At 42.1% G+C, this 25,899-nt stretch carries 21 protein-coding genes; 8 read left to right on the top strand and 13 right to left on the bottom strand.

Features of this window, described 5'->3' with window-relative positions:
- Positions 1-376 precede the first annotated feature (376 nt).
- Positions 377-1,654, bottom strand: coding sequence for a serine hydrolase domain-containing protein (locus AC1DO4_RS22140; protein WP_477419749.1), 1,278 nt, complete (start codon positions 1,652-1,654; stop codon positions 377-379).
- Between the two features lie 190 nt (positions 1,655-1,844).
- Entirely contained in the window at positions 1,845-2,585 is a 741-nt protein-coding gene (locus tag AC1DO4_RS22145; protein WP_477419750.1) for a hypothetical protein, read from the bottom strand.
- Positions 2,586-2,845: 260 nt separating this feature from the next.
- On the opposite strand from AC1DO4_RS22145, the gene AC1DO4_RS22150 reads away from it, so the two are divergent.
- Positions 2,846-4,156, top strand: a complete 1,311-nt coding sequence (locus tag AC1DO4_RS22150) for a PQQ-dependent sugar dehydrogenase (protein WP_477419751.1) — start codon at positions 2,846-2,848, stop codon at positions 4,154-4,156.
- Between the two features lie 136 nt (positions 4,157-4,292).
- Here AC1DO4_RS22150 and AC1DO4_RS22155 read toward each other — a convergent pair whose 3' ends face one another.
- The 5 genes from AC1DO4_RS22155 to AC1DO4_RS22175 form a co-directional block, all read right to left on the bottom strand.
- Entirely contained in the window at positions 4,293-4,814 is a 522-nt protein-coding gene (locus AC1DO4_RS22155; protein WP_477419752.1) for a tetratricopeptide repeat protein, read from the bottom strand.
- A gap of 302 nt (positions 4,815-5,116) precedes the next feature.
- Positions 5,117-5,866: an ABC transporter ATP-binding protein gene (locus AC1DO4_RS22160; protein WP_477419753.1), complete on the bottom strand. Its 750-nt coding sequence runs from the start codon at positions 5,864-5,866 to the stop codon at positions 5,117-5,119.
- A complete protein-coding gene (locus tag AC1DO4_RS22165) occupies positions 5,863-6,732 on the bottom strand; it encodes an ABC transporter permease (protein WP_477419754.1) in 870 nt (289 codons plus the stop codon). The genes AC1DO4_RS22160 and AC1DO4_RS22165 overlap by 4 nt, the downstream gene beginning before the upstream one ends.
- Positions 6,733-6,787: 55 nt before the next feature.
- Complete coding sequence (locus AC1DO4_RS22170) at positions 6,788-7,762, bottom strand: ABC transporter substrate-binding protein (RefSeq protein WP_477419755.1); 975 nt, start codon at positions 7,760-7,762, stop codon at positions 6,788-6,790.
- 115 nt (positions 7,763-7,877) lie between these two features.
- Positions 7,878-8,330: an NUDIX hydrolase gene (locus AC1DO4_RS22175; protein ID WP_477419756.1), complete on the bottom strand. Its 453-nt coding sequence runs from the start codon at positions 8,328-8,330 to the stop codon at positions 7,878-7,880.
- A 129-nt stretch (positions 8,331-8,459) separates the two neighbouring features.
- Between AC1DO4_RS22175 and AC1DO4_RS22180 the strand changes: the two genes are divergently transcribed.
- A complete protein-coding gene (locus AC1DO4_RS22180) occupies positions 8,460-8,957 on the top strand; it encodes an SRPBCC family protein (protein WP_477419757.1) in 498 nt (165 codons plus the stop codon).
- Between the two features lie 83 nt (positions 8,958-9,040).
- Positions 9,041-9,625 (top strand): riboflavin synthase, encoded by a 585-nt coding sequence (locus AC1DO4_RS22185; protein WP_477419758.1) that lies wholly within the window; start codon positions 9,041-9,043, stop codon positions 9,623-9,625.
- Here AC1DO4_RS22185 and AC1DO4_RS22190 read toward each other — a convergent pair.
- Positions 9,622-10,767, bottom strand: coding sequence for a hypothetical protein (locus AC1DO4_RS22190; protein ID WP_477419759.1), 1,146 nt, complete (start codon positions 10,765-10,767; stop codon positions 9,622-9,624). The two genes, AC1DO4_RS22185 and AC1DO4_RS22190, sit on opposite strands and share 4 nt — an antisense overlap.
- 123 nt (positions 10,768-10,890) lie before the next feature.
- On the opposite strand from AC1DO4_RS22190, the gene AC1DO4_RS22195 reads away from it, so the two are divergent.
- A complete protein-coding gene (locus AC1DO4_RS22195) occupies positions 10,891-11,181 on the top strand; it encodes a hypothetical protein (protein ID WP_477404211.1) in 291 nt (96 codons plus the stop codon).
- Between the two features lie 85 nt (positions 11,182-11,266).
- On the opposite strand, the gene AC1DO4_RS22200 is transcribed toward AC1DO4_RS22195, so the two are convergent.
- From AC1DO4_RS22200 to AC1DO4_RS22220, 5 genes are all read right to left on the bottom strand, one after another.
- Positions 11,267-11,959: a hypothetical protein gene (locus tag AC1DO4_RS22200; protein WP_477404213.1), complete on the bottom strand. Its 693-nt coding sequence runs from the start codon at positions 11,957-11,959 to the stop codon at positions 11,267-11,269.
- A gap of 342 nt (positions 11,960-12,301) precedes the next feature.
- A complete protein-coding gene (locus AC1DO4_RS22205) occupies positions 12,302-13,315 on the bottom strand; it encodes a hypothetical protein (RefSeq protein ID WP_477419760.1) in 1,014 nt (337 codons plus the stop codon).
- Between the two features lie 22 nt (positions 13,316-13,337).
- Entirely contained in the window at positions 13,338-15,194 is a 1,857-nt protein-coding gene (gene hscA, locus AC1DO4_RS22210; RefSeq protein WP_477419761.1) for a Fe-S protein assembly chaperone HscA, read from the bottom strand.
- A 213-nt stretch (positions 15,195-15,407) separates the two neighbouring features.
- A complete protein-coding gene (locus tag AC1DO4_RS22215) occupies positions 15,408-16,724 on the bottom strand; it encodes an MFS transporter (RefSeq protein ID WP_477419762.1) in 1,317 nt (438 codons plus the stop codon).
- A gap of 163 nt (positions 16,725-16,887) precedes the next feature.
- Positions 16,888-17,697 (bottom strand): SDR family oxidoreductase, encoded by an 810-nt coding sequence (locus tag AC1DO4_RS22220; RefSeq protein ID WP_477419763.1) that lies wholly within the window; start codon positions 17,695-17,697, stop codon positions 16,888-16,890.
- Positions 17,698-18,090: 393 nt separating this feature from the next.
- Between AC1DO4_RS22220 and AC1DO4_RS22225 the strand changes: the two genes are divergently transcribed.
- From AC1DO4_RS22225 to AC1DO4_RS22240, 4 genes are all read left to right on the top strand, one after another.
- A complete protein-coding gene (locus AC1DO4_RS22225) occupies positions 18,091-21,573 on the top strand; it encodes a T9SS type A sorting domain-containing protein (protein WP_477419764.1) in 3,483 nt (1,160 codons plus the stop codon).
- A 14-nt stretch (positions 21,574-21,587) separates the two neighbouring features.
- Complete coding sequence (locus AC1DO4_RS22230) at positions 21,588-21,812, top strand: hypothetical protein (RefSeq protein ID WP_477419765.1); 225 nt, start codon at positions 21,588-21,590, stop codon at positions 21,810-21,812.
- 369 nt (positions 21,813-22,181) lie between these two features.
- On the top strand, positions 22,182-25,616 hold the full coding sequence (locus tag AC1DO4_RS22235; protein WP_477419766.1) for a T9SS type A sorting domain-containing protein: 3,435 nt from the start codon (positions 22,182-22,184) through the stop codon (positions 25,614-25,616).
- A 19-nt stretch (positions 25,617-25,635) separates the two neighbouring features.
- Positions 25,636-25,860 (top strand): hypothetical protein, encoded by a 225-nt coding sequence (locus AC1DO4_RS22240; protein ID WP_477419767.1) that lies wholly within the window; start codon positions 25,636-25,638, stop codon positions 25,858-25,860.
- The last annotated feature ends 39 nt before the right edge of the window (positions 25,861-25,899 follow it).

Raw genomic sequence — 25,899 nt, forward strand, 5'->3', positions numbered from 1 at the left:
AAATATTAAAAATAAGGTTTCGGCTAAAAAGTATTTTTTTGATTTGATTTTTGTTCGCTCACAGCCTCCCGAAAGATGACCCTGAGGTACCATGCAGGTTGAATTTGCATAGTTTTATACCTGGCACGCGGCCCGGAATCTTCCTTTTTCAAAAAGATCCAACCGGACTTATTAAATCATTAATCACAAACTTAAAATCAGTTACTTATATCGATATAAATATACCTCAAAGCATATAAACCACAATAGGTGTTTTCACCGTAATTCTAACCGTATTTTTACGGAACGACAAAAAAGAGACAGGTACTATGCAGGTGGAATTTGCAAGGTTTTATACATGAAAGCGACCTTAGGGTCCCACCCTTAGTCCACCAACTTAATCAACCAAAGCCTGGTACACCATAACCCGAAACTTATCCTGTATGGCATTATGAGGCAGCGGCCAGTTCTGTAAAAACAGCAGGCATACCAGGTGTTCTTTTGGGTCCACCCAGTAAAGGGTTCCATAAAACCCACCCCAGGCAAAAGAGCCTTCGCTTACGCCCAATTTTTTTGAACCGGTTTCTGAAGTAATCCCAAAACCCAATCCAAACTTATCTTTTTCGGGATTGAGGTACAGATCACCGATCTGGTTGGTGGTCATTAGTTGCACCGTATGGCGGGCCAGTAAACGCTGCCCATTATAAGTACCTCCGTTCAGCATCATTTGTAAAAAAACAGCATAATCCTTAATAGTTGAACTTAAACCCGCCCCTCCGGCATAATAAGTACCGTTAACGGTTGGATAATTGACATTTAATCCCGGAAAAAATGAGTCATTCAATTTAATAAGGTGACCCTGCTTATCTGGTGTATAAACGGCTACCAGCCTGTTTTGCTTTGCTGCCGGGATATAAAAATAAGTATCCTTCATACCCAGCGGCTCAAAAATCCGCTCTTTAAAAAACTGATCTAAACTTTTGCCCGATATTCGCTCTACCAGGTAACCCAGCACATCTACGTTTAAGCCATAGGTCCAGCGTTCGCCTGGCTGGTGAACTAATGGTAAGGTCCCCAGTTTGTTAATAGAATTGGCCAGCAATATCTTATCGGTAACAAAACCAGCCTGTATACCCGCTTTGGCATAAATGGCGTTTACCTGCGGCGAACCGATCTGGGCGTATCCTATACCTGATGTATGGGTAAGCAGGTCGCGGATGGTTATTTCTCTTTTGGCCGGGATTGTGGTGTAGGTTGTATCCTTTGAATTATAAGTATCTATCACCTTTGGATGTGCAAACGCCGGGATATATTTGGAGATGGGATCATCCAGTAAAAATTTGCCTTCTTCAAAAAGCATCATCACTGCCACACTGGTAATAGCCTTGGTTTGTGATGCAATGCGAAATATAGCATCATTGTTCATCAGCTTTTTTTGCTCCAGATCTGCAGCGCCGAATGATTTATTATAAACTATCTTACCATTGCGGGCTATCAACGCTACCGCTCCGTTTACATAACCCGAATCGATGTTTTGTTCAATCATGTTGTCAATCCGCTGCAGCCTTTCAGCAGAAATTTTTTCACTTGCCGGTGTACCTGCCTGCAAAGCACCCTGTGCAAAAACACCACCCGTAAGGGCTATGAATAATAAAAAAGTGAAGATCTTTTTCATTCCGGGAATGAGGTTTATAATTGAATACAAAATAAGATTTTTTTAGGATAAATACGAGGGAAAACTTACCAAAACAGAGATTATTTATGATTTTTTTTACACAAAAAAAAGATCGCCCATAACAGGCGATCTTCTCATTTATATATATTGGGATATTAATAGTTATTACATAATTACCGGTAGCTATTGCTTAGTGGCGTACGCCAAAACCGCCGCGGTTATCGGCAAAACGTTGTCCATCGCCACGGTTGCCGTGGTCCCGGCCACCCCAGTTGCCCTGGTTATGTCCGTTGCCTTGGTTGCCGTGATCCCGGCCGCCCCAGTTGCCCTGGTTATGTCCGTCGCCTTGGTTTGGCCTGCCGCCCCAGTTTCCACGATCACGCCCATCATTTGGCCTGCCTCCCCAATTGCCACGGTCATTATTCCTGTTGCCTCTGTCCCATCCACGGTTATCGTGGTTATGGTAGGCATATCCTCCATCATATCTTCTTTCAAAACGGTGCCCCCAGTTACCGCGGTCGCCATTATAACCACCCCATCTTCCCCTGTAAACATCATGGCGTAAATATGGGCGATAGCCGCGTACTTCGTACCTTACAGCGGTACGCCAGTTATAGTTACGGTATGCACCGGGCAGGTAAGCACGGGTTACCCAGGTGTTACCATCGTTGTAGTAGTAGCAGTGTGCTGCGGGGCTGTAATAAGCTTCTACTTCGGGCAGGTAATAATAATCATCACCATCGTAGTTATAATTTACCTGTGCGTCGTCATCATAAACCGGTTGTTCCTCAACTACCACCGGGCGCGGAGCCGGAACATAAACGCGGCGGGCAGGGATGTTAAAACCTACATGTACAGATACTTGTGCGTCGGCTTTACCGGCCATTAAACCGCTTATTGCTATTGCTGATAATATGACTATCTTTTTCATTTTGTTAAATTTTATACAGTTAGGACGGCTACACCCTGTAATGGTTTAATCCCTTATTGCTATCTATGTCTAAACAGCTATATATCAGTATTTAATTTTTTGGTTGAGTTTAAAAATGAAATTTAATTCCGACCGGGTGATCTGCCTCGTGAATTACCTGTTTAAAAAACTACAAATGCGTCTGTGTCATACAATTACTACAAAACAGATTTCGGGATTCACTGTATATTTATTTAATTTGATAACCAATAATCTTTACCATGAAAAACAGGAAATTATTTTCGGCATTGCTGCCTGCTGTGGCAATAACCTGCTGTATGTTATTTTTTACCGCGTGCAAAAGCGGCGGACCTGCTGATAAAAAAAGCGGCGACTCTACCGGGACAGCTACTACCAACAATGCAGGACTTAAATTACCAGCTGGATTTGCTGCTGCTGCCATTGCCAATAATTTGGGCGGTACAAGAGAGATAGCAGTTACTCCGCAAGGCGATATCTATGTAAAACTAACGGGCGCAAAAAGTGGCAAAGGCATTTTATTTTTACGCCAGGATGGCGATAAAGCTACTGTAAAAACAAGCTTCGGCGATTTTAGCGGCACCGGTGTTTATGTAAAGAATGGCTACTTGTATGCATCATCCGACGTAGAAGTTTTCCGTTATAAACTGAATGATAAAAATGAGGTGGTTAACCCCGGTCAGCCCGAAAAAATAGTTACGGGCTTAATAAGCCGTAACGAACATGAGGCAAAAGCTATTACTTTAGATAATGATGGCAACCTGTATGTTAATATAGGCGCTTACTCAAACGCATGCCAGGTAGAGGATCGTAAAAAAGGGTCGCCGGGCCAAAAGGGCTGCCCTATTTTAGATTCGGCAGGCGGGATCTGGCAGTTTAAGGCTGATAAACTTAACCAGCATTATGGCGACGGCGTGCGTTATGCAACCGGCCTGCGCAATGTGGTTGGGATGGACTGGAACCAGCAAAACAACCAGCTTTTTGTAATGCAGCATGGCCGCGATCAGTTACATGACCTGTTCCCTGAGTATTTTACCACCAAACAATCTGCTGAATTACCTGCCGAATGTATGTACGCCATTAAAAAAGGCGATAACGCCGGGTGGCCTTATATGTATTACGACCAGCAGCAACATAAAAAAATATTAATGCCGGAATATGGCGGCGATGGCAAAAAAGAAGGCGGAGAAACGGCTATTGATCCTGCGGCTGCATTCCCCGGGCACCTTGCCCCTAATGGGGTGTTGTTTTATACTGGCAGCCAATTCCCCGAGAAATATAAAAATGGCGCTTTCATTGCTTTCCATGGGTCATGGAACCGCGCGCCCGAACCACAAGCGGGTTACTTTGTAGTTTTTCAACCGTTTAAAGATGGTAAAGCAAGCGGCCAGTGGGAAATATTTGCCGATGACTTTGCAGGCAGCGCAGAAAAAGCAGCATCCGGCCGGGCCGAGCACCGCCCCTGCGGACTTGCCCAGGGCCCCGACGGCTCACTATACGTAACCGACGATAGCAAGGGAACTATTTATAAGATAACCTATAAAAAAAGCTAAAAGCTAAAAGCTAAAAGCTAAAAGCTAAAAGCTAAAAGCTAAAAGCTAAAAGCTAAAAAAAGCGATGGTTTTACCATCGCTTTTTTTGTTATTTACTAAGCAAGCTTTCTGCTTTAAGCCTTCTGCTTTAAGCTTTCTACTCCGTAATCTGGTAAGTATAAGCCAGTGTTTGCTCCATTTTGGAACGGACGCGTTTCAGGCTTTGTTCAATATCAGCTCTTTCTTCATTTACGGTTACTTCCATAAATGCTTTGTGATAGTAGGATAAAGCCTTTGTCCATTGCTTGTTCTTTTCATAGAATAAGCCCAACAGGTCATAAATACCGGCGGTATCTATACCGGGGGTATTAAGAGCTTTGACAGATACCGTGTTAACCAGTTTCTCCATGTTTAAAAAAACAAGCAGATCAAGGTAATCTGTATAATTATCAGGAAAAGATGGTTCCAGCTCCATGCAGGTTTTAAAGTGATAGCCTGCAGTTTGGTAATCTTTAATTTCGTAATAATATATCATGCCCAGCTGGTGGTGTGCACGTGCGTACAAAGGATCATTGCTGATAATCTCGTTCAGCAATTTAAGTCCTTTAGTGGTCTTTCCATATGAGAGCTTATCCACGGCCCGCAAATACTTTTCTTCGATAGTATAATAAGTGTCCATAAATTTTATAATGTGTTAAGTCTGCAAGCAATGCAGCGCTTAGTTTTAATAAATAATGATGTAATAAATTCTGTCCTTGTAAAATGTTATTTCGGCTAAACCGGACTTGAGAAGAGTATTATTGATGCAAAACCCTTCTGTTGTGCTCCCTGGGACCACATTATTTTTTGGCAGAATGATTTTTTAAACAGCATCATTTATTTTTTTACAAATTTACAATTAATGTTGGAGATTGCAAAATGCTCCAATTATACAGACTGCTGCGAGTATAGATATAAGCCAAAAAATCTCTTCGCTATTTTTTATCCGAACCAATCAAAAAGATCATTTTGTTTTAGCGCAGCCTTTTGTTTTTTATCTAAATCATTAATAATCAACCCCTCGCTCATTTGTATTATCCGTGTGCCAAAATTATAGGCATCTTTTAAATTATGGGTGATTAGGATTGCGGTAAGTTTAAAATCAGCAATCAGTTTATCAGCCGTCCGCATCACTACCTCCGCCGATCGCGGGTCGAGCGCGGCGGTGGGTTCATCCAGCAGCAAAACCTTGCAGCTATCCATTACACTCATCAAAAGCGTTAAGGCCTGGCGCTGCCCGCCGGAGAGTGTTCCCATTGGTTGTTCAATCTTATTCTCCAGCCCCATACCCAGTGTGGCAATTTTGTCCTTTACTTCCCGCTTAAAGTTGTCATTAATGCCTATAGAAAGCCCTTTGTGTTTGGTGCGGATAGCTGCCAGCCGAAAATTATCTAAAATGCTTAGATCGGATGCCGTACCGCTCGTTGGGCTTTGAAACACACGGGCTATCCACTGGCTGCGTTTATAGTCAGCAAGCCTGGTTACATCATTATCATCAATGATGATAGTCCCCTTATCTGGTATAACACTGCCCGCAACCAAATTTAACAGCGTTGTTTTACCAGAGCCGTTTGCACCCACGATCACCAGAAACTGTTCCTTTTTAATATGCAGGCTGATGCCATTAACCGCGTTTACCTGGTTTGCCTTGCCTTTATTAAAAACCTTATGTACATCGTTAATAACTATCATGAGGCTTTATTGAATGATAAACGGGGCAAACTAACTATCAACAATACAAAAGCGGCGGTAACCAGTTTAAGCAGGTTTGGATCAACCCCGATAGCCAATGTAAAGGCCAGCACCAGTTGAAATATTACCGCGCCGGTAAGCACTAAAATCAAACTGATCCAAACTTTGGTAATGTGGAACCAGCTGATCAATGTTTCACCAATAATCACCGAACCTAACCCTACGATCACTATGCCAATACCCATACTGATATCAGCGAAGCCCTGGAACTGCACTATTAGGTAACCACTAAGCGCCGTTAGCGCATTGGCGAGCGCCAGGCCGGTTATTTTCATCCTATCCGTATTAACACCTAAGGCCCGGATCATCGATTCGCTGTTGCCGGTTGCCCGCATGGCGATACCAAAATCGGTTTTTAGCAGGTAGCCGATAAGGAAAGTAACAACCACAACAAAAACAGAAATAATGATGAGTGTATTCTGATTGGGGTAGGTTACCAGGTGCAGGCTATTAAACAATGATGGAAGATCACTCACCGGCAGATTTGATCTGCCTAAAATAATCAGGTTTACCGAGTAAAGCCCGGTCATCACCAGGATGCCGGCCAGCAGGGCATTTATTTTAAGTTTGGTATGGATAAGTCCGGTTAAGGCACCTGCCAAAGCCCCGGCAACAATAACCACGGGTAAAATAACCCAGGTTGACTGATGATGGGTAAGCATAATACCAGTAACCGATCCACCCAGCGTATAACTACCGTCTGTAGTTATATCGGGGATATTGAAGATCTTCATGGAGATATAGATCCCCAGCGCGATAGCCGAATAGCACAATCCCTGTAATAAGGCGGTGAGGTAAAAATCCATATTTGGAGCTGAAAGCTTAATGCGTAAAGCCGAAAGCTAAATTATTGTAAATTGTTTATTTAACGGCCTCAAAATTCGGGGGAATGGTAATATTGTACTTTTTGGCGGCGGCAGGATTATAAACCCGCTTCCTCACCTTTACCATTTCCCACTTTAAACCATCTGTTTTATGCGTTTTTAAATATTGCGCCGCCTGCACACCTGCCTGGTACCCCCATTGGTAAATATCGGCGCCGAAAGCGGCAACCGCACCACGCTGCACCAAACCGGCCTCGCTTGTAAATATGGGTACATTTTTTTCGTTACAACTTTTCAATATAGTCTCGAACGATGCAAACACTGTATTATCCGGGTTGGCGAAAAAAGCATCTATGTTTTTACCTAACAGACTTTGCGTAACCAGTTGCGCATCGGCAGATGTATTTACCGGCAGGGCTACAATGGTAACGTTTTGCCTGGCAGCCAATGATTTAATGCGGTTAAGCGCATCTGCCGATTGTGGTTCGGCCTGGTTATAAATCATCCCAACCACAAGCTTTGCTCCTTTTGGTTTCAGTAATTTAGGGATGATAGAAAATGAAGTATCAATATAGTTGAGCTCCTCCAAAGCGCCAAACAGGTTGGCCGGGGCCTTACCGTTTGCGTCCAGCACTTTCATCCGGTCGGGCACGGGCGAAACCATGGCAAACACCGGAATAGTTTTTGTGTTTTGCAGCGCAGATACAGTAGACAAAGTGGTACTGGTGGCCAAAAGATCAACCTTTTCGGATATAAAATAATTCACAATTTGTGTAAGCGTTGGGATATTGCCCTGCGCGTTGCGGTATTCTATTTGTACCGTTTTCTTTTCTTCACTAAGGCCGTTCTTTTTTAAGGCATCGGTAAAGCCGGTACGGGCCTGGGATATGGTGGCATCCTCAAAAGCATCAATAAAACCAACAACAGGTACATCAACAGCCCTGGGTTTTGGCTTACACGATACCATTAAAATCAATAAAAACGCGGCGGGGAGATATTTGAAAAACTTCATGGTACTAAGTTATATATTTGTGAGGGAAGCCCCACCCAACCCTCCCCGGAAGGGAGGGCCTTAAATTAACATAAAATTATAAAAATTATTTAAAGTCTCCCCTTCCGGACGAGATTTAGAGAGCGCTCAACTCCTCCACCAGCCCTGCCTGCGCGGCGTTAATCTTAACCTTAGCTTCCTCTACACTAAACCACTCGCCCCGATCAATTTCTGGAAATGCCTGGGTTTTACCCGACTTAGGCGGCCATTCCATTTCAAAAAGATTGCTTTTGATATTATCCTGATCAATATCGCCCGCAACTGCCCATGCGTGTACTATTTTGCCGCTTTTTAGTTTGATGGAATTTAGGGCGATGAAATCACCATCTATGTTCTGGCCTGTTTCCTCAAAAAATTCGCGTCTGGCGGCTTCCAGCGGATCTTCTCCATCTTCATACTCTCCTTTGGGGATAGACCAGGCGCCATCATCCTTATTTTTCCAGAACGGGCCGCCGGGATGTACCAGGAAAACCTGCAGTATATTATTCAGTTTACGGTAAAGCAGCACTCCGGCACTTTGTTTGGGCATATTTTTTTTATATTTTTCAATAATTAGCTTTCAGCTTTTTGCCTTAAGCTTTACGCTTTTTTATTATACAAGCGTAACGTAATATTGTTATTTTTATATCGAACCAAATCCTTTAAAATAATTCAAAACATGGCAGACGAGAAATGGAGTAAATTTAAAGTTACTGCGGATTTTGATACAGATGTACGCAGTATTTACGAGGCCTGGGCCACTCCTGCCGGCCTGGAAAGCTGGTTTTTACGCAGGGCTGATTTTTACGCTATTGCCGGCCGCCAGCGCGATCCCGAAGAGTTTATAAAAAAGGAAGACACCTACTCCTGGTATTGGCATGGCTTTGATGATACAAGTGTTGAGAATGGCCAGGTGCTGGAGAATAATGGCTCGGACCTGCTTAAATTTACCTTTACGGGTGGTAGTATAGTTACCGTTGATATCCAAAATAAATATGGGCTTACCATTGTTGAGTTAACCCAGGAAAACATCCCCGAAGAAAACGATCTGTCAAAAAACCTATATGTGCAGTGCCAGATAGGCTGGACATTTTACCTGGCCAACCTTAAATCGATAATCGAGAACGGCAAAGACCTCCGCAACAAACGCAAGGATGTGGCCAGCAATTTCAAATAAATTCATTTTAGGCTGACATATTAAATCTGTAATATTTTTAGCTTTGGCACTATTCGGCTCCCCCTTTAGGGGGCTGGGGGTTTATGTTTACAGGTATTATAGAAACATTAGGAAAAATAACCGATCTGCAACAGGATCAGGGTAATTTACATATCACGGTTGAATCGGTAATTGCGCACGAGCTGAAGATCGATCAGTCGGTTGCTCATAACGGGGTATGCTTAACGGTAATTGCTGTTTCTGATGGCCTGCACGTGGTTACAGCTATTGATGAAACTTTGAGCAAAACCAACCTCGCCCACCTGAAAGTTGGCGAACCGGTGAACCTGGAACGCTGTATGCAAATGAATGCCCGGCTTGATGGTCATATTGTACAAGGCCACGTTGACCAAACCGCCGTATGCGCCGCTTTTAAAGAGCACGATGGCAGCTGGGAATACACATTTGAATATAATGCAGCCAGCGGGAATGTCACTGTGGAAAAAGGATCTATTTGTGTAAACGGTATCAGTTTAACCGTGGTAAACTCCAGGGCCAACGGTTTTTCGGTGGCCATTATACCTTATACTTTTGAGCATACCAACCTGCACAATGTGCGCGAAGGATCGGTAGTTAACCTTGAATTTGATATTATTGGCAAATACGTAGCCCGGTTAATGAACCGCTAACGCGAAAGCTCAGTAGCCCTTGCCTGTGCATAAACTACGTACTTTTGCTGCTTTGGCGGAACCTTGCAGCCCATGAATTTTTTATAATACTTTACAGCAAGTTTCTTGTTTTTAAGCGACCCATCATACATGGTTGCCAGCAGGTAGTAAATAATAGGTTTTTCTTCAAACTGCAGGGCTTTCTGGTAAGCCGATATCGCCGCTTTGTATTTTTTCTTTATATCATAACTATCGGCCATCTCGGCATAATAATCACTGATATTGGGTGAAATGCCCGCCTCAATGGCTTTACCCAGGTTTTCAATGGCCAATAGCTGGTCCTTCAACGCTTTGTAGGCCAGCGCGGCTATGTAATAGCTTGTTTCTGATTGGTTGACCTCCGGGATCCCGGCAAAGGTTTCTACACTACAAGCATACTCCTTTAAATTATAATAGGCAGATTCCAGTTTGGTTAACACATAGCCCGATTGCGCGCCTAACGCAATCAGTTTTAAACAGGTGGCCTTTTCTTCGGCGTATTTATTTTCTGCCGAGGTAAGTTTAAGCAGACTTTGCAGTAAAACAATATTCTCCGGATCCTGGGCAATAGCAGCGTTCAGCACCTTATCGGCCAACTCTATCTTTTTTAGGCTTACGTACATATCACTCAGGTCTGATGCTACATCCGCTTCCGCAGGGTTTATCAGGTTTGCTTTTTGCAGGTAAGTCACCATCGCCGTTAAGTCGCCTTTATCCATGGCTATTTTGCCTAATTGCTTAAACACCAAAAAATTGGTGGTATCCTTTTCACTCAATATCTTATAATACATTTCGGCCTTTACATTATTCCCCCTGCGCAGATTGATTGAGCCCAGGCTATATAAAACCGCATTGTTTGTTGAATCAATATTATACATCCGTTGGTAATAGCCTTCCGCATCGGGCAGCTTACCTGCCATTTGCGATGTATAGGCCAGCTTGCTCAAAACTTTTATATCGGTTACCGGTTCGGGATATGTTTTTTTGAGCAGATCAGCGGCCTCGGCAAAGCGCTGGTTCTGATAGTAATCCAACAGCAAAGCATCATTTGCAGCACCTGTTTGCTGGGCAACGGCTGTTTTTACCAGGCATATCAAAAAGGAGATAATTAATATATTTCTCATAGCAACTAATGCATTAGTTATTTTCAAACTAAATTATTAGTTATAAATGAAATATCCAAATGCTAAACAATTTTTATTATTTGGAGTTAACTAAATATAATTAAAATTAAAAAACACAACACTATGGATAAGTTAAAGAAATTCGGACTGATGGAGAAAATTGTCCATGAATTAGAGGATTTGAAGAATAGTCAACAGGCCATTATCACCAAGCTTGCCAAGATTGAGGTCGACAATATAGAGTTAGGCGATAAGCGGCTGGAAAAAGACCTTCCCGACATGCACCAGCGCGTAGCCGATAACCTGGACACTATTGCAAGCATCCTGCAGGATTTTGCTACCCAAACAGACACCTTTAGCGACGCGAACAATATAGCAGCATTAAAGGAACAGGAGGCAATGGGTAAACTGTAGAAATTTGTTACGACATAAAAAAGGCGCCTTGAATTGAGGCGCTTTTTATGTGATTATTTCTTTGGTCCAAACAGGCGCTCATTATTTATTTCCCCGCGACCTTTTCTGCTTCTTTCCTCCTGTTACGGTTATATTTATTTATTGCCTTTACATAATTTTTGTGCTGGATATTTTGCAACGCATCAATATCATTTCCAACCATCTGTTTTAAGTTTTCCTCTGTGCATTTCACTATGGGGCCATCATCGTGCAGCTGGATTCCAACTATTGTTCCTTCGTCAAAACCACGATCAGTTTCGAAACTTAAATACGCGTATACGTTGATACTGCCCGATAAAACCTTAAACATCCAGCAACTATCTTTGGCTATTCCTTTATAGAGTTTTTCGCGCGGAGTATTTACAGGCGCCCTCAAATCAACGATCAGGGGACTACTACGTTCGATACTTATTGTTTGATTGGGGTATATCCTTTGGTTTCGGTTTGTATCACCTTTTGGCAGGCTCTTATCTACATATAACAAATAATGTTTATGCGTGCTTTTATCAATTAGTATTGTTGAGGTTACTTCTTTCCGGCTGCTATCCGCCATTATTACAAAAAACTTATATTTAAGGTTGCCATCTGAATGCATCCTGGCCATCATACTCATTTGCATCTGCGTGCTCATCTGCATTTGCGCCTGCATAGCATTTCTTGCTCCCATATTCTGGGCTGAAGATATTTTCCCCGCCAAAACAATTAAAAAGATCAGAAGATATTTACGAAACGGTTTCATTATGATTATTTAGGTAGGCTAATATATAATTTTGAAAAGCATATAACGCATACCGTTTATATAAATATCAAGAAAATAGTGAAGCTTTAATACTAACTGCGATGCCTCCGGCCCGGGCTAACAGCTGCACAGGCCTTATTCACAGGCCGGTATCTGCTTTTATCCCTATCGCAATCGCCTGAATAAAATTTACAGAATTTTAGAATAGACAGAATGCGTGATAATTTCAGCTGAAAGCTCAGGGCATGGTTCACCACGAGGTAAAACCTCGCGGCAGCTAAAGAGGGTAAATTTTGATTAACTTAAGCGGTATTTTCCACTCACCCACTCACAACTCACCTCCTACTGGTACTGTATATAAATCGGGCTCGGCTTTAAAGCCAGTACCTCTTTGGGGGTAAGCATCCTATGCGGTACATTTTTGATATCGTTTTTATAAAACAACTTAAATCCTGTAAACTGTACCGGTTCGCCTGCTACATAGTATTTGTAGGTGCCTTTTTTTAACTCGGGGCCACCCCAGCCATCCATATCCATTACAAACTGTACATCGTTGCGTAATTTTATATCCTTGTAATTGGTAACCATACGTTTGGTAAAGCGGTGTACCACAAATATTTTAGGAGGAAGGTTATATTTTTTAACAAGCGAACTTAAGTATCCCGATACATAATTGATATCATCTGCATCAAACGTACCAATGCGTTTGCCTGGAACGCTCCCCTCTTTCATCGAAAATTCAGGGTCGATGCCGAAATGGACATTGGGCATTTTAAGATATTTTTCTAACAGCGGCAACTCCGTTTGTACTGTGCTAAACCCAACCTGGATATCTAAAAACACCAAAGCATTCATGCTTTTTGCCATGTCTATCACTTTATCTATCTGGCTAAAGGGCATCCTCAGGTTATGCAGGCCATTCCTGCCGGCATCGGCCTGTGCGGTTACACAAATGTAGTGCAGGGCTGGTACTACAGGGGTAAGTGTATCGGCTTTTTCCCAGTTTTTACATTCGGCTTTTAATTTAGCCATCATAACCTTAGGCTCAAACTCGCCTAATACACCCATATTTTTGGAATACATATTGCCGTAAAACGCCACAACACGGTTAAAAGGCAAAATAGCGCCCGGCAGCGGCACAGGCACCTTTTTAACCGGCCATTTACCGGTTTTATCGCCATTGGCCAAATACTTCATCAGCGAATCGTACCGCATGGTATCAATTGTAGCAAGGGTTTTCACCGTAGTGTCCTTTTTGCCTTTGCCGGTAATATTTGCAGCGTAAACTTTATTGAATGATCCTGATAACACAGCCGTAACTGCTAAAAATGTAAATACTGCTTTAATGCTTCTCATTTATAAAGTTAAGTGCTGTATACTATTCAATACTCTTGCCACGCATTGCGGTGCTGATAGCCTGGTCCATCAGTCGCTCGGCAAACGGGCGGGTGTATTCGTTTATTTCATCTATATTTTTCAGGATGAGGTCCTTATCGCCAGTCGCAATAGCAGCTTTTAATGCCGCTAAGTGCTTGTTGGTTTGTTCGGTCTCCTCTGCCGATACATAGCTGCCGTTCTTTTGCAAAAACCGCTCCACAGTGTAAACCATTTGCTCGCCTTCAGTGCGGGCTTCTATCAGCATGCGCTCACTTACATCCTCTTTAGCGTGGGTAATGCTATCCATCAACATTTGCTCAACCTGCTCATCGGTAATGCCGTAGGTTGGCTTTACTTCCACCTCCTGCTTAACGCCCGAGCGCAGTTCAATAGCTTGTATTGTCAATATCCCATCAGCATTCAGCAAAAAGTTGATGTCCACCTTTGGGAAACCTGCCGGCATGCTGGGGATACCCTTTAGGTTAAACTCCGCCAGTTTACGATTTTCCCTGATCAGGTCGCGTTCACCCTGGTAAACGGCTATCTTCATGTTTACCTGCCCATCTATAGAGGTGGTATACTGCCTGCCGCCTTTGGTTGGCACTTTGCTGTTACGCGGGATAATTACATCCATCAAACCGCCCATGGTTTCTATACCAAGGGAAAGCGGGGTAACATCCAGCAATAAAATATCTTTACGGTTCCCGGCCAAAATATCGGCCTGGATGGCAGCACCTAATGCAACCACTTCATCGGGGTTCAGCTCATCATGTACCGGGCGACCAAAAAACTCCGCCACCATCTTTTTAACCAAAGCCGTGCGGGTTGATCCGCCAACCATCACCACTTCATCAATATCGCCGATAGTTAACTTAGCATCCTTCAGCGCGTTTTGGCAGCTGGTAATGGTTTGCTGCACCTTAGGCATAATCAGTTGCTCAAATGTGTTCCTGTCCAGCGTGCACCAGATCTCTCCTATCTTTTCGTTGAACAGGCTTTGATGAGCAAACGCTTTCTTGGCTTCTTCGGCTTTAAGGCGTAGTTGCTGGGCAAGTTCACTATTGGCTATAACCTCGGCTTTGTTAAGGTTATTTTTTTCTATCCAGTAATCAACAATGATCCTGTCGAAATCGTCGCCTCCTAAAAATGTATCGCCATTGGTTGCCAATACTTCAAAAATACCGCTCTGGATCTGCAGGACAGATACATCAAAGGTGCCTCCGCCCAGGTCATAAACAGCTATGGTTTTTGTTTCATCGGGATCAAGACCGATCCCATAGGCCAAACTTGCGGCTGTTGGCTCGTTTACAATGCGTAAAACGTCAAGTCCGGCCAGTTTGCCTGCATCGCGGGTTGCCTGGCGTTGCGAATCATTAAAATAAGCCGGCACAGTGATTACCGCACGGTTTACAGGCGTTTTAAGGGCATGCTCGGCGCGGGTTTTCAGTTCTTTTAATATCAGGGCCGATAGCTCTATGGGTGTATAAAACTTGTCGCCAACCTTTATCTTAACCAGGCTTTCGGTATCATCATCAATAACTTTGTACGAGAAAAAATCTTTATAATTCGCAATATCGTGATAACTACGACCCAGCAATCGCTTTACCGAAAAAACAGTATTCTGCGGATCGGTAATTAAGTATTCTTTAGCCTCGTTACCTACCAGCACATCGCCGGTTGGACCAAAATGCACAACCGAGGGTACCAAAACGCCTTTACCTGTATCGTTTATTACATGCGGTTGTTTATCCGGATTTATGAACGCCACCAGCGAATTGGTGGTACCCAGATCAATCCCTACAATAATATCTTCCTTTTGTATAGAACCCGTTGCCAGGTTGATAGAAACTTTAGCCATTACTTTTACTTAACAAACCGCAAATGTACTTAGTTTTGGCCGATGCAGTGTCTTTTCAATGTGTAATTATCAAATACTGATAAAACGTGTTTGTCAGAATCAGAGTTTTTCCCCCGTTGCCTGTGTCTTCGTAAGCAACTACTACCTCATTTTGTCTGAACCGGAATTAAGTGGATTTGTCGGATGTTTTGGATTTCTCCAGATTCAAACAATTTACGTAGCAACAGCCTCCGTAGTCCGTACTTTCTTTTCAAAAACCAGGAGCGACAATAACAGCACAAAACCGATAGCAAAGAAACCATCAAGCACCAGGGCCGAATCGCGCATCTCGCCTGTCCATCCTTCTACAAAACCAAAAGTGAATAAGCCCACTACTATAGACAGCTTTTCGGTAACATCATAAAAGCTAAAATACGAAGCCGTATCCGGAATGTTTTGTGGAATGTATTTAGAGTAGGTTGAACGTGACAACGACTGTACGCCCCCCATAACCAGGCCAACAAAAACGGCCGCAACATAAAACTGGTTTGCGTTGGCAATAAAGTAAACACATGCGCATATCACACACCACATGGCAACTATAACCGATAAGGCTTTAACATTTCCATATTTTCCTGATGCTTTGGCGGTTATAGCGGCTCCAATTATAGCAACTACCTGTATAACAAGGATTATACCTATCAATGCGTCGTCGGGCATTTTAAGCTCTTTGGCAGCAAAGTTGGCTGCCACCAGCAAAATGGTTTGCACACCTACCGAATAAAAGAAGAATGCGGGTAAAAAACGTTTTAATAAGGGAAGTTGCTTAACCTTTTTGAAAACCTTAGCCAGTTCTTTAAAGCCGCCGGTAAACACATTATACTCATGCGAGCCTGCGTTTGGCACCCCTTTGGGCAGCAGGTAAAACGGGATAAGCGAAAAGCCTATCCACCATAATGCCACGATGAGGAATGATAAGCGGGCCGAGAAATCTTCGGTAATACCTAACCATTTGTGTCCCAATACAAATACAAAACAAAGTATTTGCACTACAATACTCCCGACAAAACCATATATGAAACCCCTGGCGCTTACGGCATCCTGCTTATCAACCGTGGCTATCTGGGGCAGGTAGGAATTATAAAACACAAAACCACCACAATATCCAACAGAGGCCAGCCCGAAACAGATCATACCGAACTCAAAGGTTTCCATCTTAAAAAAAAACAAACCGAAACAGGCAAGCGTACCCAGCCAGGTAAAAAGCTGCATGTACAATTTTTTATGGCCCTTGTAGTCGGCAATGGAGGTTAATATAGGCAATAACACTACAATAATAAGGTAAGATAGGCCAAGTATGTAAGTTGACAGTACAGTATTTACATACCGGTGGCCAAAAAAAGTAACCATCCCTCCGGGATTTTTATCCTGCGTAATACCCACATAATAGGCCGGGAATATGGTAGATATAATCACCATGTTATACGATTGATTCGCCCAATCGAACATAGCCCATGCCCAGATAGTTTTTTTATCGTTTTTTTCTTTCATTGTTAAGGTGAGTGGCTGGATGAATGGCTGGTAATTTTTCTGAACCGGAATTTTTGAAATTAAAAAATTAACAGAATTTAGAAAATAGACGATAGCTTTTAATTAACATCTTCAAATTTTCAAATCAGCTAATTTTCAAATTAACACAACCATTCACTCCAAATTACTTAATCCCGTAATGATCGTTCATTAGTTTCACGAATATAGGGCCTGGTAAAATGGCTTTAAGTGTAGGCACTATAGTTTGCCCGATTGCACCAACCAAATAACTATGAGCCGGTTTTGATTTGGCCACTATCTTACAGATCTGCGCAGCCAGTTTAGCCGGACTTGCACCTATGCTTTCGTCCTTTTCCATTGCAGCTACAGCGGCGTCAAATTCTTTCTTAAGCTGATCGTTTTTCAGGGTGAAAGGCAGCTTTTCGCGGTTGCCGGTAAAATCGGTTTTGAAATCGCCAGGGTTTACTACAGATACTTTAACACCGGTATTTTGCAACTCCATGCGCAAACTTTCAGAGTATCCTTCAATAGCGAATTTAGATGCGCTATATAAACCCTGGTATGGCAAACCAAACAGGCCGGCCAACGAACCGATGTTGATCACCAATCCTTGTTTCTTTTCTATCATTCCCGGTAAAACGGCACTGCTTACCCGTACCACACCAAAAAAGTTAACCTCAAATTGTTTTTTTGCAGCATCAACAGGCATGGCATAAAGCGGGCCTGTGATACCATTACCTGCATTGTTTACCAGTACATCTATCTTRCCTTCGGCTTTAATAATAGTTGCAATAGCCGTGTTTACAGATGCATCATCGGTAACATCCATTTGCAGCGGGTTAAATGACACACCGGATATGCGTTTAATATCGCGCGTTGTACCATAAACCGTGTGCCCTTCGGCTGCCAGCGCTGTGGCTGTGGCCAACCCTAAACCAGATGATGCCCCTGTTACAAGAATTACTTTTTTCATTTTTTAAATTGTGATTGAATACCTTAAGTTTTGAATTATTTATGCAGGGAATAATTTTTATAAAACTATAAAATAAAAATTATTACGGGCTAACGAATGTGATTATATAGGCTGTAAATAAAAAACGCCCGAAATGTTTATATCCCAGGCCTAATGTCGGGCTATCATTATTCTACCCGCCGTACACCTCTTTTTTTAACTGTAAAAACAACACTTTTTAACCACAAATTATTTAGCCAATAATTTTAAAAAAATAATTAATTATTACAACATAGTTAAATAACCACACGTATAAATTTATTATTAATAGGAACATCAGTTATCGTGGCTTAATAAGCTAACACATAGCCTGTTAAAAATAAACTTATCGTATAAATACTAATTAATTATACCGTGACACACCATAACCTTAAAACACGCTTACTAAAAACCTTCCTATCGGTTGCATTTATAATGCTTATACAAAGCAACGTTTTTGCTGTATATACTTTTAATTGGAACGGCGTACTTTCAAATTCATGGACCACTACGCTCAATTGGACAATAACCGGAACCGGAGGTACAACAGCAAGTTACCCTGGAAGTAATGGCAGAACAGACGATATTGTTCGCTTTGGGGTAAGTGCATTAGCATTGTTTCTCTACCAACCAAATTTAGCTTTATCTTCCGGTCAAAGCTTAACTGTTGCATCGGTAACATTTGGGCCCAATCAATTTATCAATGTCACTAATCTCCTTTTTAACGGCACTACATTAACGGTAGACGTTGGAACTTTAAATGTAACTGGCAGCATTACTCAAAACTATAACAGCAATGCCGTTACTAATAGTAGAATTAATAATTTTTTATTAGGCACAGGTACAATTAATTGCGCCAACATCCAGGTTGGCAGTGGTTCAAGCACTACCACAAACTATAATTTTCTTTTTTCGGAGGTAAAAAACCTTAACGTTACCAGCAATGTTACTGTTATCATGAATACTGCACAACAAAATGGCTGTGGCTTTAGGTTACAAGCCGGCAGTATGGCAATAGGCGGTCAAATTTTATTTACCCCAGTCTCTGGAGCCATCTCCGCCAACGCTGGATATTTTACAATTGATGCGTTAAATTCCTCGGGGATTAAAAGCAGCCCAACCTTAACGCTTAGCCACTCCAATGCATTAGGCGTTGCTACCTCGCTGCCGCAAACCAGCGGGGGATTAAATAAGGCTACCGTCAATTTTAACGGTACGTCCTTAGCCGGTGGTAAAATTACAGTAATTTACACGGGGGCAAGTCCAACTATTTATACTACCTCTCTCAAAGGTTTTGGCTCGGGCGGTGGAACCATTGTTACCTCAAACTCCCAATATGATAACCTTATTATTAATGGTACTGGCACCGCCACAATTGGATTAGGCTCCGGCGCAGGAGTATTGAAGCTCGACTCTGCATTAACCACATCCATTAACACAACCTTTGCAACTGCAACTACTACAACTACAATTGGTACAAACTGGCAAAATGATGCAGCTGCAACCATAACCGGCGGAACGGGTACCACATCCATAGGTGGCAGCTTAACAAACGCAGGTATAATGAATATGGCTTCGGGCAATATAACCATTGGGGCCAATTATACCAATACAGGTACATTTACCCAGGCGGCACTTAAAAGCGATCCTACGGTTGTTAGTCCGGTGGCAACAAATACTGTCTATTTTACCGCAGCATCGCCGGTAATAAACAACGCCACAAGCAGCGACATAACAAACTTTAACAACCTGGTAATTACCGGTGGTGCAAGCGGCACACCTTCGTTTACGGGTAGCGGAGGGTTTTCAATATCAAGCCTGGGGGTTTTGCAAATAAAAACTTCGGGTACTGCATTACAAACAAACGGCCTTTTAACCTTAAAATCAGATGCATCATCAACAGCAACTGTTGCCGCAATACCCACCAGCGCAACTATTACCGGCAATGTGTACGTACAGCGTTATATAACTGGCGGCAGCGGGTACAGGGGATATCGTTTGATGTCATCGCCCGTTAACAACAGCTCGAATACGGCTGGCGGCGGTAACCTAAGTTTGGGCTATCTTAGTACATCACAAACTTTTGATGGCACCACTTACAATGGCGCTTTAACAGGGGGCCCTGGAACAGGCTTTTTTGTCACTAATGGCAACCCATCGATGTATTTATATGATGAAAGCCGTACAACTGATAACACGTCCTATGTAGCCGGTAAAAACGTTGGCATCTATAGCATTACAGGTTCAACGGTAACAACATTGTCCGGCAAGCCTGCGGTTCAAACTTCAGGCGTATCTGTGCCTGTTGGCAACAGCTATCTTTTATACTTTATAGGCGATAACAGCAGTACCACAACCTCGTCATCACGAACCCCCGAAAACGCCACAGTTACAGCAGTTGGTTATCTAAACCAGGGAAATGTACCGGTTAAATTCTGGAATACCAATTCCACTTCAATACCTTACCACACAGGTACAGGAAGCATTTTGCCCGGCTATAACCAGGTGGGTAATCCTTATGCAAGTACTATAAACCTGGATGTTGTTTATACGGATAATTACAATGCTACAACTAACGCCATAAGCCCAATTTTTTGGGAGATAAGTGTACCCGGACAAACCTATATTTCTTATAATGCTTCCAATGGTGCTACATCAAATAACAAAGCCGGTAAATACATTGTGAGCGGACAAGGTTTTATTATTGATGCTACCGCTACAGGACAAACTATAACTTTTAAAGAAGATCAAAAGGTAACTTACCCTGCTATCACTAATGCCACAACACCGGCTTTACTCATGAGTACCAAAGGTGATATTGCCCTGCTAAACAAAAGCTTTAAGGCCACAACTACTGAACCACGCTTAACCGGCTTACACCTGCAATTGACAAAAGACAGCGTGGTTAACACGCAATGCGGCATTTACTTCAATAAAAACTGGGACGATGGTTATAATAATACAGAAGATGCCCTGGATCTGGACGGAATGTCGCCTAAGGTATTCATGTCGAGTTATTCTGTTGATGGCGTACGAACATCAATAAACCAGCTGGGCGATTATGCAGCAAAGGGCAAAAAGGTTAAATTATTTGTAAAAGCTACAAACAGCGGTTTGTATACTATTGACCTGGTTGATATTAAAAATATCGACACCATTAAATATAAAGTTTACCTGCTTGACCACCTGAAGAGCGATTCGCTTGATATTGGTAAATACAAATCATATGCCTTCAATATTCTGCTAACAGATACTGCAACTTTTGGGGCTGGTCGTTTTGAGTTGTCTGTTCAACAAGTACCCGGGCACAAATACCAATTGGCAACCTTTAACGCGCAAAAGGCTACCGATGGTGTACTGGTAACCTGGCGGGCCTACAATGAGGGAGGCAATTATTTCTTTACGCTTGAAAAACAGCAAGCAGACGGAACAGATTATTCGCCGGTATATGAAATACAAAGCAATGGGGCTACCATTTACAAATACACCGATAAAACACCAATTACAGGTAATAATATATACCGCTTAAAACAGGTTGACCTATACGGCAACATCACCTATTCGGGCCCGGTAAATATTTATTTTGATAAAAGCGGCAACGCGGGTATGTTTAGCCTGTACCCCAACCCAACGGTTGAAACGTTGAATGTAAAAGTTACCTATGGCAATACAACTACCGCGGCATCAAGCTATAAACTAAACGTTTATGATGCAACCGGTACATTGGTGATGCAAAAAACATCAGATAATAACAGCTGGAGTGAAAATGTTTCCCAGTTTAAACCCGGTGTATATATAGTAGAATTGAAGGGTAATGGCGGCAGTTCGTTAGGAAAAGCTAAATTCTTAAAAAAATAACATAATTATAAATAATGAGAAATCGCAAGAGTGGGTTGAATATAGTTTATCGTTTATTGATCGCTTTATTTATTATAGCTGCTCCGGTAATTGGCGAAGCACAGGATCTTCCCTGCGATGGCCAGGATCCGTTTGAAAATACCTGCCCACTTGATACCTGGATAATTGTATCGGTAATAATAGCGGGTATATTTACCGCCAGCCATTTACACCATAAACAAAAATCGCTTCGGGCTTAAAGTGATTTTTTCTCTATTTAAATTTCCCTTCCTTAATTTTCTGGAACCAACAAAACGCTGGTTTATGTTTGAAATTTGATTCATACCAGGTTTCCTTTTAACCATAGTAATTTACATGATTGGCTAACAGTTGTACTTCCCTTTTTACTAAAAAGCCAATCGATTACTAATTTTTAGTTAAGTAAATATCCAAATAATTAAATTAACTTTTAATTATTACAACACTTAACAACAACTATACGTATAAATTATAATTATTAAGAAATAAATCTTTTATACTCCCCCTCGCTTTAATCAATGTATTGGATATCAATTTATTAAATAAACTGTACCCGCACATCTATTTTCAAACTCATTATAAATCCAAATATGAAAAGTGGACTCAAAAAGATGGTATTGCTTTTCCTTTTAACGGTAACCTGTTTTAATAATATTAAAGCAGCTACTTTTGACTGGACAGGTGACGGAACCTGTTCACTATTAAATATACTTGGTATTTGTATTGGAACCTATATTAATACTACCTCCTGGAAAAACGCAGATAACTGGACACTCTCATCAGGCTCTACTTCAACCGGCTACCCGGTAGCAGGTGATATAGCCCGCTTTGGTGTTAGCAATAATACCTATACCAACTCTCCTGTTATTGGAAGCGGAGAAAACATATCATGTGCAGGTATTACATATGGGCCAAAGCAGGCAGTCAACCTTGTAACAATAAATGGTACATTAACGCTATCAACCGATATAATAGTTAATTATAACAATAATGGCAGCGGAACGGTCAGCAATTATATAAAAGGGAGCGGAACGGTTTCCTGTGCTAATATAAAGGTGGGTACGGGCACCACTATATCAACCACAGCTTTTAATTTCTTTTACTCTGAAGTTAAAACGCTAAATGTAAGCGGGGATGTTAATACCACCATGACGGTAAATAAACCAAACGGCACAGGTTTCAGGTTAGAGAATGGTAATATGTATTTAACCGGCCAAATTAAATTTACCACTATTAGTGGAAATACCAGTGCTAACGCAGCCTATTTTACTGTAAACGGAACTAACCCATCCGGCCAAACAAACCCAAGTTTATATCTGTTAAACCAATTCGCTGTTCCTACGCTGCCCGCACAAGTTGGAGGCATAAATATTGCAACGGTAAATTTTAATGGTAACCGACCGGGCGGCAAAGTAAGCGTTTATTATACAGGAGCAAACCCAACTGTTTACACAACATCACTGGTGGGTTTTGGAACCGGGGGAGGTACCATTGTTCCGTCAACCCCGCAATATGATAATCTTTATATACAAGCCACCGGTACCACCACAATTGGAACAGGCACAGGTATATTACAATTAGATTCTGCACTTAATACGTCATCACCAGTGTCATTTGGGACATATAATACAACCTCCACTATCGGTACTAACTGGATAAATAGTTCAACTATCACCGGCGGCTCCGGTACCACATCCGTAGTTGGCGCCCTAACAAACGCGGGCATAATGAACATGGCTTCGGGCAATATAACCATTGGCGCCAATTATACCAATACAGGTACATTTACACAAGCGCCGGCTGCAAGCGATCCTACGGTTGTTACACCCGCAGCAACAAATACTGCCTATTTTACCGCGGCATCGCCGGTAATAAACAACGCCACAAGCAGCGATATAACAAATTTTAACAACCTGGTAATTACCGGTGGTGCAAGCGGCACACCGTCGTTTACGGGCAGCGGAGGGTTTTCAATATCAAGCCTGGGGGTTTTGCAAATAAAAACTTCGGGTACTGTATTACAAACAAACGGCCTTTTAACCTTAAAATCAGATGCATCATCAACGGCAACTGTTGCCGCTATCCCCACCAGCGCAACTATTGCCGGCAATGTGAATGTACAGCGTTATATAACTGGCGGCAGCGGGTACAGGGGATATCGTCTCGTATCATCGCCTGTTAACGTTACCTCAAATACTTCAGGAGGAGGAAATCTGGGTCTTGGTTACTTAAGTACTTCGCAAATCTTTGATGGCACTACTTATAGTGGCGCTTTAACCGGTGGCCCTGGAACAGGTTTTTTTGTAACGAATGGTAACCCCTCGCTGTATTTATATGATGAAAGCCGTACAACCGATAATACTTCCTTTGTAGCCGGTAAAAACGTCGGTATCTATAGCATTACAGGTTCAACCGTAACAACATTATCCGGCAAGCCGGCTGTTCAAACTTCGGGGGTATCTATACCTGTAGGCAATAGCTTTCTTTTATACTTTATAGGCGATAACAGCAGTACCACAACCTCGTCATCACGAACCCCCGAAAACGCCACAGTTACCGCGGCAGGCTATTTAAACCAGGGAAATGTTGCGGTTAAATTCTGGAAATTAGGTACTACCGCCATACCTTACACTGTTGGTGGTAACGGAAGTATTTTACCCGGCTATAACCAGGTTGGCAACCCTTATGCAAGCACTATAAACCTGGATGTTGTTTATACCGATAATTACATTGCGGGAACTAACGCCATAAGCCCAATTTTTTGGGAATTGAACGTACCCGGACAAACTTATTATTCTTATAATGCACAAACCACTGCGACTTCCAATGCCAGGGCCAGTAAATATATTGTAAGCGGGCAAGGTTTTATTATGGATGCTACCGCTACAGGACAAACTATAACTTTTAAAGAAGGTCAAAAGGTAGTATACCCTGCTATAACTAATGCCACAACACCAGCTTTGCTTATGAGTACCAAAGGTGATATTGCCTTGCTAAACAAAAGCTTTAAGTCCACAGCTAATGAGCCGCTTTTAACAGGCCTGCACCTGCAGTTGACAAAAGATAGCGTGGTTAACACGCAATGCGGCATTTACTTCAATAAAAACTGGGATGATCATTATTATAATACAGAGGATGCCCTGGATCTTGACGGGATGGCGCCTAAAGTATTTATGTCGAGTTATTCTGTTGATGGCGTAAGAACATCAATAAACCAGCTGGGTGATTATGCAGCAAAGGGCAAAAAGGTTAAATTATTTGTAAAAGCTACCAGCAGCGGTTTTTATACTATTGACCTGGTTGATATTAAAAATATCGACACCATTAAATATAAAGTTTACCTGCTTGACCACCTGAAGAGCGATTCGCTTGATATTGGTAAATACAAATCATATGCCTTCAATATTCTGCTAACAGATACTGCCACTTTCGGGGCTGGTCGTTTTGAGTTGTCTGTTCAACAAGTACCCGGGCACAAATACCAATTGGCAACCTTTAACGCACAAAAGGCTACAGATGGTGTATTAGTTACCTGGCGGGCCTACAATGAGGGAGGCAATTATTTCTTTACACTTGAAAAACAGCAGGCAGACGGAACAGATTATTCGCCGGTGTATGAAACACAAAGCAATGGGGCTACCATTTACAAATACACCGATAAAACACCAAATACAGGTAACAATGTATACCGCTTAAAACAGGTTGACCTATACGGCAACATCACCTATTCGGGCCCGGTAAATATTTATTTTGATAAAAGCGGCAACGCGGGTATGTTTAGCCTGTACCCCAACCCAACGGTTGAAACGTTGAATGTAAAAGTTACCTATGGCAATTCAACTACCGCGGCATCAAGCTATAAACTAAACGTTTATGATGCAACCGGTACATTGGTGATGCAAAAAACATCAGATAATAACAGCTGGAGTGAAAATGTTTCCCAGTTTAAACCAGGCGTTTATATTGTTGAACTGAATGATAATAGCGGCAACTCGTTAGGAAAAGCCAAATTTTTAAAAAAATAGATTTTAATAACTTTAAGTAATGAGTAGCTGTAAAGGTAAGTTGGGTATTGTTTATCGTTTATTAATCGCCTTATTTTTTATAGCTGCCCCTGTAATTGGCGAAGCACAGGATCTTCCCTGCGATGGCCTGGATCCTTATGAAAATACCTGCCCGCTTGATACCTGGATAATTGTATTGGTAATAGTGGCAGGTGTATTTACCGCCATCCATTTACACCGTAAACAAAAATCCCTTCAAGCCTGAGGCTCAAAGGGATTTTTAAATTTATTGCTTGCAGGTGAA

It is taken from the genome of Mucilaginibacter sp. P5_A6 (assembly GCF_056400585.1).